This window comes from Mycobacterium sp. NS-7484, assembly GCF_001953975.1.
GTDB lineage: Bacteria > Actinomycetota > Actinomycetes > Mycobacteriales > Mycobacteriaceae > Mycobacterium.
Genome location: NZ_MBEJ01000056.1, coordinates 1 through 13253 on the forward strand (window position 1 = coordinate 1; position 13253 = coordinate 13253).

At 68.2% G+C, this 13253-nt stretch carries 10 protein-coding genes and 1 pseudogene; 5 read left to right on the forward strand and 6 right to left on the reverse strand.

All coding sequences use genetic code 11. The annotated features are described in order from the left end of the window. Both A5733_RS27455 and A5733_RS10155 read right to left on the reverse strand, forming a co-directional pair. Window positions 1-1057, reverse strand: a pseudogene (locus A5733_RS27455) (LuxR family transcriptional regulator); the annotation flags it as partial. 10 nt (window positions 1058-1067) lie between these two features. Then, window positions 1068-2861 (reverse strand): Hsp70 family protein, encoded by a 1794-nt coding sequence (locus A5733_RS10155; RefSeq protein WP_067771644.1) that lies wholly within the window; start codon window positions 2859-2861, stop codon window positions 1068-1070. Window positions 2862-3059: 198 nt separating this feature from the next. Here A5733_RS10155 and A5733_RS10160 point away from each other — a divergent pair, with 198 nt between their 5' ends. The 5 genes from A5733_RS10160 (at window position 3060) to A5733_RS10180 (ending at window position 10241) form a co-directional block, all read left to right on the forward strand. Next, window positions 3060-3614 carry an IniB N-terminal domain-containing protein gene (locus A5733_RS10160; RefSeq protein ID WP_076240037.1) on the forward strand — a complete coding sequence of 185 codons (555 nt, stop codon included), beginning with the start codon at window positions 3060-3062 and terminating at the stop codon, window positions 3612-3614. 249 nt (window positions 3615-3863) lie between these two features. Then, on the forward strand, window positions 3864-4967 hold the full coding sequence (locus tag A5733_RS10165; protein ID WP_076240038.1) for an IniB N-terminal domain-containing protein: 1104 nt from the start codon (window positions 3864-3866) through the stop codon (window positions 4965-4967). 93 nt (window positions 4968-5060) lie between these two features. After that, window positions 5061-6890, forward strand: coding sequence for an isoniazid-induced dynamin-like GTPase IniA (iniA, locus tag A5733_RS10170; protein WP_067764681.1), 1830 nt, complete (start codon window positions 5061-5063; stop codon window positions 6888-6890). A 42-nt stretch (window positions 6891-6932) separates the two neighbouring features. Further along, window positions 6933-8423, forward strand: coding sequence for a dynamin-like GTPase family protein (locus tag A5733_RS10175; RefSeq protein ID WP_067764678.1), 1491 nt, complete (start codon window positions 6933-6935; stop codon window positions 8421-8423). Window positions 8424-8453: 30 nt separating this feature from the next. Further along, complete coding sequence (locus A5733_RS10180; protein WP_076240039.1) at window positions 8454-10241, forward strand: Hsp70 family protein; 1788 nt, start codon at window positions 8454-8456, stop codon at window positions 10239-10241. 58 nt (window positions 10242-10299) lie between these two features. Here A5733_RS10180 and A5733_RS10185 read toward each other — a convergent pair whose 3' ends face one another. From A5733_RS10185 to A5733_RS10200, 4 genes are all read right to left on the reverse strand, one after another. Next, window positions 10300-11235 carry a type IV toxin-antitoxin system AbiEi family antitoxin domain-containing protein gene (locus A5733_RS10185; protein WP_067764672.1) on the reverse strand — a complete coding sequence of 312 codons (936 nt, stop codon included), beginning with the start codon at window positions 11233-11235 and terminating at the stop codon, window positions 10300-10302. Window positions 11236-11312: 77 nt separating this feature from the next. Next, a complete protein-coding gene (locus A5733_RS27460; protein WP_067764669.1) occupies window positions 11313-11777 on the reverse strand; it encodes a hypothetical protein in 465 nt (154 codons plus the stop codon). A gap of 19 nt (window positions 11778-11796) precedes the next feature. After that, window positions 11797-12279, reverse strand: coding sequence for a hypothetical protein (locus A5733_RS27465; RefSeq protein ID WP_157561044.1), 483 nt, complete (start codon window positions 12277-12279; stop codon window positions 11797-11799). 39 nt (window positions 12280-12318) lie between these two features. Further along, window positions 12319-13248 (reverse strand): LLM class F420-dependent oxidoreductase, encoded by a 930-nt coding sequence (locus A5733_RS10200; protein ID WP_067764664.1) that lies wholly within the window; start codon window positions 13246-13248, stop codon window positions 12319-12321. Window positions 13249-13253: the final 5 nt, after the last annotated feature.

Below are 13253 nucleotides of genomic sequence, written 5' to 3' on the forward strand. Positions count from 1 at the left end.
CGGAACACGGGCTGCGCGACGACCGGCTGGCCGACGCGCTGACCGAGCACGCCGCCCGAACCGGAGCCCGCCCGGCGCGGGCCAGCGCGTCCGCCAGCCCGGTGTTGACCGTGGCCGCCCCGGCCATGACGGCGGCGCGATACAGCCGGGCCGCCCGCGCCGGGCGGGCTCCGGTTCGGGCGGCGTGCTCGGTCAGCGCGTCGGCCAGCCGGTCGTCGCGCAGCCCGTGTTCTGCCAGGCGTAAGGCGAGGTCGGGGGACAGCGTCGACATCGCGAGTTGTGAAGCGAGCAGCGAAGTTTCGGTTTCGTGGTGACGGACGGCGCCCGCGATCTGGGCGAGGGAGTCATGCACCAGTCGCACGAAACGCCGGTCGTGGGACGGCTCGATCAACCCGCCCGCCCGGGCCTGATCGACCAGCGCCGACGCCTGCTCGCCGGTCAGCCCCAGAGCCGCGGCCACGTCGTCGGCCCCGAGATCCTGGCTCAGCGACAGGATCAGCAGCGCATCGCGGGTGCCTTCACCGATGCGGCGCAGCCGTTGCAGCAGCGCAAACCGGGAAGCGTCCGCAGGTGAGTCGACGGCCCCGGACGCGGCCTGCAGCAGAAACGGCAGTCCCGCCGTCGCAGCCGACACCGATTCGACGGTTTCCGGGGTCGCGCGGGCGCCCAGTGCCGTGGCCAGCATGCGGCTCATCTCCGCGGGTGGCAGCGGTCCCAGCCGGACCACCGGGTTCTCCCGCTCCAGCGCGGTGGTCAGCGTGTCCAGCGACCGGCGATGGGTCAGCGGCTCGGCGGCCACCACCACGGTCGCCGCTGTGTCTGCCACTCTCTCTGTGAGGCAACCGATTTCGTCATCGCTCAGCAGATGCGCGTCGTCGATGACGAATGCCGCCTCCGGCCCGTCACCTGGTCGGGGCGCGCGGGTCAGCACGGTGTGGCCTGCTTCTCGCAGCATGCTGCGGATCTCGGCGAGTGTCGTGCTCTTCCCGGTGCCGATCCCGCCGGACACCAGCAGCTTGACGGGTGCGGACGGGTCGGTCGGCACCGGGGCGGTCATCAGCGTCCGCCTAGGCGCCGTCGTCAGAAGCCTCGGCTGCGGTCGTGGTGACCGGCGCCTGGGTGGTGGTCGGCGGGTTCGTCGTTGTCGGCGGCTGAGTGGTGGTCGGTGGCTGCGTGGTCGTGGCGGTGGTGCGGGTCGTCGTGGTGGTCGGCTGGGTCGTGGTTGTGGTGGTCGTCGTGGTTGTCGTTGTTGTGGTCGGACTCGTCGTCGTCGTGGTTTCCGACGCCGACGTGGTGGGCTCGGGCGGTGGTGGCGGGGGTGCGATGACCGTGGTGGTCTCGATCCCGTCGGGGCCTTGCGTCACGGTGGTGACCGGCTCCGGTGGCGGACCTTCGGGGGATGGCCCCATCGAATAGGTTGTGCTGGTCTCGGTGACCGGTGTCGAATCCCCTTCTGAGGCAGTCAAAGTCACCGCCAGACCACCGGCGGCCAGCAAGGCGGCCGCGGCCGCGGCGCCAAACAGGATCGGCGGGCGTTTGTACCAGGGCAGCGGGGCCGGTTCGGTCTCGTACGTCTCCTCTTCATGGCTGAACTGCACCGGTGGCCGCGCCGCGGTCGCCTCCGGGGATGTCAGATAGTCGCCCCCGGCGTACGGGACCGGTTCGTTACCGGGCGCATCGTCCTGCGACCAGGCCAGGGCCCCGACATTTTCGGAGTCGTCACCGGCCGCGGCCTGCGCCGCGGTAGCGCCCGCCGCCCAGGCGGCCGGGCCCAGGCTCGTCGGTGCCATGCCGGTGGGTGCGTCGGCGGCGGCCACCTCGGGGGCCATGCCGGTCGGCGCGCCGGCCTCGGCGACGGTCTCGGCCACCAGTGCGGCTCCGATGGCAGCCCCGAGCTGTGGCTGCGGGGTGGTCACCACCGGTGCTCGTAGATGTTCCGACAACCGCTGGGTCACCAGGGGGATGGCGGCACCGCCGCCGACGGTGGCCACCGCGTTGACGCTGGAGAGCGCAATGTTGTTGCGCTGCAAGGTGTCTGAAATGACGTCCAGGAGTCCGGCCAGCGGTTGGGACATGAGTTGCTCGAGTTCTGGCCGGGTCACCCGGACGTCCCCGTCGAACCCGGGCAACTCGACGGGGATCGCCGTCGCGGTCTCGGCGGACAGCCGTTCCTTGGCCTGACGGCACTCGGCCCGCAACCGGGCGAGCGAGCCCACGGCCGCGGTGCCCGCCGGGTCGGCGTCATTGGCCGTCGCGACACCGCTGAGCACATGGTTGAGCAACGCCTGGTCGATCAGGTCGCCGGAAAAATCGGCATGGCGCACGGTCTGCCCGAGCGGAGCCAGACCCGCGGCGGCGTCGGCCAATGTCACGCTGGTGCCACTGCCGCCGAAGTCGCACAACACCACCACGCCGTCGGCGGGCAGCCCCGGATCGGTTCGCAGCGCCGCCAGTGCGGTCAGGGCGTCGGAAACCAGGGTCGGCGGAACGCCGTCGGGTGTCAGCGCGCGCTTGTTCCGCAGTGCGCCTCGCAGCGCGCCGACGGTGCTCGGACCCCAATGTGCCGGCACGGCGATCGTGACCGGCGCACCGCCGCCGGCGGCGCGGGCCAGCACCTCAAGTGCCTCGGCCAGCACCAGCTCTCCCCGGTGCTGCGACCCGTCGGCGGCGACCAGCGGCACCGGGTCACCGACCCGCTCCACGAAACCGGCCAGCGGCAGCCCGCTGCCGGTGTATTCGCCTACTTCCGGAGCGCGGTCGTTGTGCAGGGTGAGGATCGATCGGCGGATTACCGGTGGACGGCCTTCGCGGGCTGCCACCAGGTTGGTCATCCCGATCGACAACCCCAGTGAGTCGGTCATCAGGCGTCACTCCCGTTGTCTCGGCCGACATTCACCCTAACCGCTCCGATCCCTGGGGCCCGGAATTGATCCCCTAGTGGCGTCGATCCCCTAATGGTCATCCCCCTAATCAAGTGCGGCCAGGGCTGGGTTCGGCACCGATCCCAGCCGGCTCACAGCTGGCTAGCATTCGAATCGGAACTGTTGAGGAGGTGGAACATGGCGAACTCGCTGCTGGACTTTGTCATGTCGCTGGTACGTGACCCCGACGCCGCTGCCCGCTATGCCGCCGACCCGGCCCAGGCCATCGCCGACGCACATCTGACCGACGTGACGAGCGCAGACGTCAACAATCTGATCCCGGTCGTGTCGGAATCGCTGTCCATGTCGGGTGCCAACGCCGGGTTCGGCGACAGCCCTACCGCCGATCCGAGTGGCAACGTGTGGGCCAGCGGTGCGGCCACGGCGGCGTTCGACGCCTTCGGTGATCATGTGCCGCTCGATGCTGCCCATGACACGTGGAATGCGACGGCCGGACCGGTGATCAACCAACCGGATTCGCTGGATGATCTGGTGACTTCAGCGTCGTCGGGCTCTGCGTTCGACGACATCGGTCCGCTGGAGCAGCCGTTGGACGATCTGTCGCAGCAGTTCCACGACGTCGTCACCGCCGATCCGAGCGTCGCCGATCCGGCACCGGCCCCGGACTGGGCCCACCCGGCGGTCGACGATCACCACACCGACAGCGTCGGCGGATTCGACATCTTCGACTGAATTCGCCCCGTCCCGCAATGAGCGCACGACCACATGTGGTCGTGCGCTCATTGCGTTTACCTGCATAAATGCTGGTGCCCGCGTATGCCCCTAAACATCCCCTAATCCCCTATTGGGGTGGCGTCGACCATCCCGGGTGGGGGCGATACGGGGAGGGGAATCGACCCCGTTTCCGGTGGCCTTGCGCGGCCATAACGTTGTCTCCAGATCGCCGGAGAGCCCGGCAGAAACATCCGAAAGGTTGGAGCAATGACCACTCTGATCGACTTCATCCTGGACCTGTTCCGCAGCCCCGCTTCGGCAGCTTCGTTCATCGCCGACCCGGACGGCAGCCTGCGCGACGCCGGCCTGCCGAACGTGACCGCGGCTCAGCTGCACGCCGTCGCGGCCACCGCGGCCCCGGCCGGTGTCCTGCTCGGCGGTGGCAACCCGGTGCTCGGTCTGCAGCGCGCGGTCGCCGACCACCACAGCATCCCGGCCTCGTTCGGCAACCAGGTCGCGTCGCCGTTCTCGCCGCAGACGCAGTTCGCGCCCGAGGTGGCCAGCAACAACGACACCGAGTGGGCCAGCCACAACAACGTGCCGGTGATGAGCCCCAACCAGGACGCCGGCGCCAACGCCCAGCAGGGCGCGTTCAACCTCGGGTTCGGTGACATCACCCTCGGCGACAAGAGCACCAACACCGCCACCAACGGCGGCGTGGTGGTCGACGGCGAGAACAAGGGCGACATCGTCAGCGGTGACGGGGCGGTGCTGGGTGACGGCAACACCATGAACAACGGTGACATCTGGGCCGGCTCCGGCTCGCATGTCGCGGTCGGTAAGGACAACGCCATCGAGGACAACTCGCAGCACGCCGGCGGTGACCTGATCTCCGGCAACGATGGCCCGGTGATCAGTGACGTCGACATGAGCGGCGGCCACGGTGGCGGTGCCTCCGGTGGTGACAGCCTGATCGGTATCGGCAGCGGTGGCGCGTCCGGTGGCGACGGCGGCAATGCCGGTTCGATCATCCTGACCGATGCCTCGACCCACGCGGTCGGCGGCAACCAGACCACGGTCGACGGTGACTACGGCAGCCGCAACACCCAGGACAACTCGGTGAACACCTCGGTGCAGACCGAGACCACCCACAGCGTCGAGGACAATTCGTCGAGCTACACGTCCAACATCGGCTCCGGCAACGACACCGCGTTCGCGTCGAACAACGACACCCTGTCCCACAACGACACGTCCTTCGGGTCGCACAACGACACCAGCTCGGCGCTGGGCTCGGGCAACAGCTACGAATCCCAGTCGCACACCGATGTCGCGTCGCACAACCCGATCGACACCGGGCTCGACGCCTTCTGATCCGATTCGCCCCAGGGACGGGGGCCATCCGTTACGCGGGTGGTCCCCGTCCCATTGGCGCGCCTACCGTTGAGCCCGGCAGGAGGGATTTCCATGACGCAGCCCGCAGACCCGCGCAAGGTCAAGGTGATCGTCGAACTCATCGACCACACCAGCACGATCGCCGCCACCTACGACCGCGGCGATCTGGTGGAGCGCCTGCGCGTGGCCAAGGTGCGCATCAGTGACCCACAGATCCGGGTGGTGATCGCCGGCCAGCTCAAGCAGGGTAAGAGCCAACTGCTCAACTCGCTGCTCAACATTCCGGTGGCCCGCGTCGGCGATGACGAATCCACCGTGCTGGCCACCGTCGTCGCCTACGGCGAACAGCCGTCGGCCCGGCTCGTGGTGGCGCGGCCCGACGGTGCCGAACCGGAACTCGTCGAGATCCCGCCGTCTGAGGTGACCAACGATCTGCGTCGCGCCCCGCAGGCCGGCGGTCGTGAGGTGCTGCGAGTCGAGGTGACCGCGCCCAGCCCACTGCTCAAGGGCGGGTTGGCATTCGTCGACACCCCCGGAGTGGGCGGCCATGGCCAGCCGCATCTTTCGGCCACCCTGGGTCTGCTGCCCGACGCCGATGCGCTGTTGATGGTCAGCGACACCAGCCAGGAATTCACCGAACCGGAAATGACCTTCATCCGCCAGGCGATCGAGATCTGCCCACTGGCAACGATTGTCGCGACCAAGACCGACCTGTATCCGCATTGGCGCCAGATCGTCGGGGCCAACACCGCGCATCTGCAGCGGGCCGGTATTTCGACCCCAGTCACTCCCGTCTCCAGTGTGCTGCGCAGCCATGCGATCCAGCTCAATGACAAGGAGCTCAACGAAGAGTCGAACTTCCCGGCCATCGTGAAGTTCCTGTCCGATCGGGTGTTGAGCCGTGAGACCGACCGCATCCGCGACCAGGTGGTGGCCGAAATCCATTCGGCAGCAGAGCATCTTCTTCTAGCTGTGAACTCGGAGCTGTCGGCGTTCACCGACCCGAATGAACGCGAGCGGCTCACCGCCGACTTGGAGCGGCGTAAGCAAGAAGCCCAGGATGCGTTGCAGCAGACCGCCTTGTGGCAGCAGGTGCTCAACGACGGTATCGCCGATCTGACCGCTGACGTCGATCACGATCTGCGCCACCGGTTCCGTAACATCACCACCCACGCCGAAAAGGTGATCGACTCCGGCGACCCGACCTTGCACTGGGCCGAGATCGGTTCGGAACTCGAAGAGGCCGTGGCCACCGCGGTCGGCGACAACTTCGTCTGGGCCTATCAACGCGCCGAGGCATTGGCGGCCGAGGTGGCCCGCACCTTCACCGAAGCCGGTTTGGAGGCCGTGCAATTGCCGCAGATCGACGCCAGAGACATGGGGGCCGGATTCGGTGAGATGAAATCGCTGGCCCGGTTGGAGGCCAAACCGATCAAGGCCGGGCACAAGGTGATCACCGGTATGCGCGGGTCCTACGGTGGCGTGCTGATGTTCGGCATGCTCACCTCGTTCGCCGGGCTCGGCATGTTCAACCCCCTGTCGCTCGGCGCGGGTCTGGTGCTGGGCCGCAAGGCCTACAAGGAGGACATGGAGAACCGCATGCTGCGGGTGCGCAGTGAGGCCAAGGCCAACATGCGGAAATTCGTCGACGACGTCGCGTTTGTGGTCGGCAAGGAATCACGGGACCGGCTCAAGGGCATCCAGCGTCAACTGCGCGACCACTACCGCGAGATCGCCAACCAGACCACCCGCTCCCTCAACGAGTCACTGCAGGCCACCCTCGCCGCCGCCAAGACCGAAGAGGCCGAACGGGCCACCCGAGTCCGCGAGCTGGAGCGTCAGAAGAACATCCTGACCCAGGTCGTCGACCACGCCCGGAAACTGGCCGTAGCGGGCAACTAAGCTCGAAGGGTTAACTGGCGTCGAAAGGTTGGACCCCGCAGCGTGAGCACGGCCGATCAGGTGCGCTCGATTCTGGGCGGCACCATCAAGGCGTACCGGGGTGACCCGGCCTATCGCCATCGGCCCGACGTGCACAACGAGCTCGACCGCATCGGGCGTCGGCTCAACCAACCGATCCGCATCGCCCTGGCCGGCACGCTCAAGGCCGGCAAGTCCACGCTCGTCAACGCCTTGGTGGGAGAGGACATCGCGCCCACCGACGCCACCGAGGCCACGCGCATCGTCACCTGGTTCCGGCACGGGCCCACCCCGAAGGTCACCGCCAACCACCGCGGCGGCCGCCGGTCGAACGTGCCGATCGCGCGGGACCCCAACGACAGAGGCCTGACGTTCAGCTTCGCCGGACTCGACCCCGATGACGTGGTGGACCTCGATGTGGAGTGGCCGGCCGCCGAGCTCATCGACAGCACGATCATCGACACCCCGGGCACCTCGTCGCTGTCGCGCGACGTCTCCCTGCGCACCCACCGGCTGCTGGTTCCCGAAGACGGTGTGCCCCGCGTCGATGCTGTGGTGTTCCTGCTGCGCACCCTCAATGCCGCCGACATCGCCCTGCTCAAACAGATCGGCGAACTCGTCGGCGGGTCTTCGGGCGCGCTCGGCGTCATCGGGGTGGCCTCGCGGGCCGACGAGATCGGCGCCGGGCGCATCGACGCCATGATGTCGGCCAAGGACGTGGCCAAACGGTTCACCGAGGAGATGGACAAGACCGGCATCTGCCAGGCCGTCGTCCCGGTGTCCGGGCTGTTGGCCCTCACCGCCCGCACCCTGCGTCAGAGCGAGTTCGTGGCGTTGCAGAAGCTCGCCTCGGTCGAGCCTGCTGTGTTGACGAAGGCGATGCTGTCGGTGGATCGGTTCGTTCGAGAAGACCCGGCGCTGCCGGTGGACGCGGCCACCCGCGCGGCGCTGCTGGACCGGTTCGGCATGTTCGGCATCCGGATCTCGATCGCGGTGTTGCATGCCGGGGTGTCCGACTCCGTCGCGCTGGCCGACGAGCTGCTGGAGCGCAGTGGCCTGATCGCACTGCGCGACGTGATCGACCAGCAGTTCGCGCAACGGTCGGAGCTGCTCAAGGCGCACACCGCGCTGCTGTCGCTGCGACAGTTCGTCCAGCACAATCCGATCTACGCGACGCCTTACATCCTCGCCGACATCGACCCGCTGCTCGCCGACACGCATGCCTTCGAAGAGCTGCGGCTGCTCAGCCTGCTGCGCTCGCGGCCCACCACCTTGAACGACGACGAGATGGCTTCGTTGCGGCGCATCATCGGCGGCGCGGGCACCGATGCGGCCAGCCGGCTCGGGTTGCAGCCCGACGCACCATTCGACGGGCCACGGGCCGCCTTCGCCGCCGCGCAACGCTGGCGGCGACGCGCCGATCATCCCCTCAACGACCCGTTCACCACGCGGGCCTGCCGCGCCGCGGTGCGCAGTGCGGAGGCGCTGGTCGCCGCGTACTCGTCCCGTCACTAACGAATCTCCGCTCGCCGCCGACATACAGGTATGCGTGATTGCCTGGGGTTGTCCGTCGGGACGACCACATTGGTGGGCGTCGCCGACCAGGCACCGCTCGTGCGTCCGGCGGTGCTGCCCAACGGGTTGGCGTTCACCGACTTCCTCGGACGGGTGGGTGACCCGGTGCCGCTGATCGCGGCCGATGGTTCGACGCATCGGGCCGAGCGGTTGTTGGCCGAGGCGATCGAAATGTTGACCCGCGAGGCCAGCCCTGCACGTCGTCCCGACGTGTCGGTGGTGGCGGTGCCCGCACATTGGAGCCCGGTGGCATTCGATGCGCTGCGTGGGGTGCTGCCCGGGGTCCGGGTGGTTCCTGATTCGGTTGCGGCGCTGACGGCCATCCAGTCTCATCCCGGTCTGCCGGCCCGCGGTGTCGTCGCCCTCTGCGATTTCGGTGCCTCCGGCACCAGCCTGACCCTTGCCGACGCGTCGGCCGGGTTCGTCACCATCGGACAGACCGTGCGGTTTGACGAGTTCTCCGGCGACCTGATCGACCAGGAAGTGCTGCGGCACGTTCTGCGCAACCTTGAGGCCGAACCGGCCGGGACGGCCGCGGTGGCTACGTTGGTTCATCTGCGTGAGCAGTGCCGCGCCGCCAAGGAACGGCTCAGCGATGAGAGTGCCACCAGCCTGGCCGGTCCGAGCGGCGCAATCCGGCTCACCCGCGCCGAACTGGACGCGGTGGTGGACCAGTCCTTCGGCGGCGTGATCGAGGCACTCTTCGACTTGCTGCGCCGCAACGGTATTCACCCATCGCGGCTCGCCGCCTTGGTGACCGTTGGTGGCGGGGCGAGGATACCCCTTGTCACACAACGACTTTCATCCGCTTTTCGAATTCCGGTCACCACCGTGCCGCAGGCCCAGGTGATCGCGGCGGTCGGTGCCGCGCTGCTGGCCCGTCGCGGCGCCGACGAGACGGCAACGCAGGTGGCGGTTGGTCCTGCATCGGTCCCGGTGACAGAGACGGCGACGGTGGCCGCGTCCGCGCTGGCCTGGTCAGTCGAGGACTCGGCGGCTGAGGTCGCCGAGTTCATTCCCGAATCGGTGACCGAGGATTCGGCCCGGCCGGAGTTCGTGTTCTCCGAACCGCCCATGGCGCCCGCCCCCGCGCGTCTTGCCTGGTACCGGCGTGGCGGCGTGGTGACCTATGCAGCGGTGTTCCTGGCCGTGGTCGGCACTGTTGGCATGGTGTTGTCGGCGCGCGCCGATCGCCTCGACACCGCGGTTTCCGGACTTCTGGGACCGCAAACAGTTCCGGCCGAGTCTCCGTTGGCCCAGGCCGCGCCCGCACCGCCGACCCGGACCGTGGTGGTGCGTGATCCGTCGTGGCCGGGGCCCAAGGCCGGCGCTCCGGCTGCTGCTCCTCGCCCGGCGGCCGCGCCACGGATGGTGCAGAGCGCGCAGAGTCCACCTGCTCCGCAGCGAGTGGCTCCCGCGCCGCAGGCGCCGCTGCCGGCCGCTCCTGCGCCCGCGCCGTTGCCCGCACCGCCGGTGGCTTTGCCACAAATTCCCGTGCCGCCGTTGGTGTTTCCGCCTGTCACACTGCCGCAGTTGCCGATCCCGACGTTCACGCCGCCGAGCCCGTCACCGTCACCCAGTCCGTCGCCGGCCCCTTCGCCCAGCCCGTCGCCGACGCCTGAGCCGACGCCTGAGCCGACGCCCGAGCCGACACAGGAGCCCACACCTCAGCCGACGCATACGCCGGAGCCCACGCACTCGCCGGAACCCACCTCAGCGCCCGAGCCCACACCCACATCGTCTGCGCCCTCGCCGTGAGCCACACTCAAATCTCGGATTACTGCTTGATATTGACTGAAATCCGAGGTGTTGATAACTATGCGGCGCGGTCGAGCCGAGCGAACTCACAGCTCGGCCCACACGGATGGCCGGCCACTGCGATCCCGTGCTGTTGCAGCACCTGAGCGATCTTGCTCGCGGTTCGGCATGGCCGGTCAAAGACTTGCCCATACGAGAGCCGGACGGTTGAACGGCCGTCGACTGCGGCGTCGAGATCTCGCTCGAAGTCGGCATCCCGACTGGTCGCTGAATCGTGATGCAACCGGCCGTCGAGCTCGACGATGAGCCGTTCGCCGTACTCAGTGTCGCGGTAGCAGACGCCGACGGACGATGCTGCCCGCTTCTGGCGCTTGGCCCGGGGTAGACCGTGCGGCCGCTCGACGCGAACGAGATAGCCGTGCTCGAGCACTGAGCAGGTGCCGTCGCCGATATCGACCAACACCGAACGTAACCACCGGCGACGGCGGACCCGTGACCGTGAATCGAGCACTTGCAGCAACCGATGGGCAGTGGTTCGCCGCGATTGGCAGGCATTGGCCAGGACCGCGATGGCATCGAGTTCGGACGCGGCGCGGCACGCGACGTCGAGCACGGCTTCGTCGTAACGCATCCGCGGTGGGCTGACGTTCCACAACACCCGCTCTTCTAGGTTCACCAGGTGGTGAATGCAGACTCCCGCCGGTTCAGCCAACATCGGCCGCTGTTGCGCGACGGCGACATGGATGGGCAGGGCGTCGGGTCCAAGGGCAGATTCGAAGCACAATGCAGCCGGAGCCGCGTAAAGCACTGCGGCCCAAGCACGTTGCCGCCACGTCGGCGGCCCGGTGTGGTCGACGTATACGCCCGTGTGGACCCGGGCCCACTCATTGCGTCGGAGCAATCGCCGGATCTCGTGCTCCCGCAGGCCGGCGTCCAACGCCTGCCGACGCGAGATGACCCCATCCTGCTGCCGAAGAATTTCACCGACGTCCACCAACCCGATACTCGTGGACGGTCGCTACGGCGGCCAGAATCATTTCGACGACCTGTGGATAAACCCCGCCGAGCCAGTCAGGGGTTGCCCGCGGGCGGCGGCGTTGTCGTCGTCACCGGCGCAGTGGTGGTTGTCGTCGTCGGGGCCGTCGTCGTGGTCGTGGTCTCGGTCGTCGTGACGGGCTCAGTGGTTGTGGTCGTGGCGGTGGTTTCCTCGACCGTGGTGGTCGGTACGACCGTCTCGGTGACCGTGTGAGTCGGCGCCGGAACCACCGGGGCCGAGGTGGCGACCGATGTGGTGGTGGTTGCCGTAGTCGACGTGGGGGTAGTCGTCGTCGACGAGGAATCGGACGAGAACAGCTGCACCAGGGCATAGATGACCAGCGCCGCGATGACTGCACCCGCAGCGCCCATGCCGATCAGCGCGACGGGCTTGCGGTACCACGGGACGGGCTCGGGAGCGGGCGGCGCGGGCGCCTCGGAATACTCGCCGTAGCTGGGCGCGTACTGGGTGGGCTCGTCGTCGTCGTAATAGTTCGACACGCGCCGATGGTAGGCGGGGTCAGCCGCCTGGCGGGGGATACAGCGTGCGTGTCACGTTGGTACGCGGCCGGTAGTGCGTCGTGGGGTACTCCCCATAGTCGGCGCCCGGCGACGTGTACGACGGCGTGGTCGTTGTCGTGGTGGTCGTCGTCGTTGTCGTCGTGGTGGTCTCCGACGACGTGGTGGGCGAGGTCTCGGTCGTCTCCGACGGCGAGGTGGTCGTGGTATCGGACGGCACGCCGAACTCGGTGGTCACCGGCAGGCGGGAGGTGGTGGTCCGGGTCGTGGTGGACTTCGTGGTCTTCGAGGTCGACGTATAGGCGGGCGGGACGAAATCAATCGGAGCGTCCTCGGGCCCTCCGGAGCTGGTCAACGAGATCACCGCCCACAACACCAAGCCGATCACGGCCAGCGCGGCAGCGCTGGCCCCCGCGACTGCGGGCGTCGAGTGATGCCAGGGCGCCTCGGGAGACTGCCCCTGATCGTCCTCGTCACCGGCCACGGGCACCGATACTATGCCCGGCCCTGAAGCGGGCTTCGGTCAGCTCAACTGACGGATGACTTCACCGGCGAAGAACTCGAGATGATCCAGATCGGACTGGTCGAGCATTTGCAGGTAGACCCGCTGCACACCGGCCTCCAGGAACGGTCCCAGCTTGTCGACTATCTCGGCGGGTGTGCCGACCAGGGGCGAATTGCTGCGCAGCTCGTCGACCTCGCGGTTGATCGCGGCGGCCCGCTTGGCGATCTGCGCCTCGTCGCTGCCTGCACACAGCACGAAGGCCGCCGAGTAGGTCACGGCGTCCGCGGCTCGTCCCGCTGCGGTCACCGCGTCGGCCACTCGCGTGAACTGGGTTTTCAGGGTGTCCAGCGGCACGAACGGCACGTTGAACTCCGACGCGAACTCCGCAGCCAGCGCGGGGGTGCGTTTGGCGCCCATCCCGCCGATGACGATCGGCAGAGATGACTGTGCGGGCTTGGGCAGCGCCGGGGAGTCTACGACGGAGTAGTGCCTGCCGGTGAAGTCGAAGGTTTCGCCGACCGGCGTACCCCACAGGCCGGTGAGGATGCGCAGCTGCTCTTCGAGCCGGTCGAAACGCTCACCCAGCGGCGGGAACGGGATGGCGTAGGCCTGGTGCTCGGCCTCGAACCAGCCCGCGCCGAGACCCAATTCGACACGGCCACCACTCATCTCGTCGACCTGTGCCACCGAGATGGCCAGCGGGCCTGGATGACGGAACGTGGCCGAGGTGACCATGGTGCCCAGTCGGATCGTCGAGGTCTCGCGTGCGAGTCCGGCCAGCGTCACCCAGGAATCCGTCGGTCCGGGCAGGCCGTCACCGCTCATCGCCAGGTAGTGGTCAGACCTGAAGAACGCCGAGTATCCGAGGGCTTCAGCGGCGCGGGCCACCGCGAGCTGGTCAGAGTAGGTAGCGCCTTGCTGGGGTTCGACGAATACACGGAAATCCACGGACG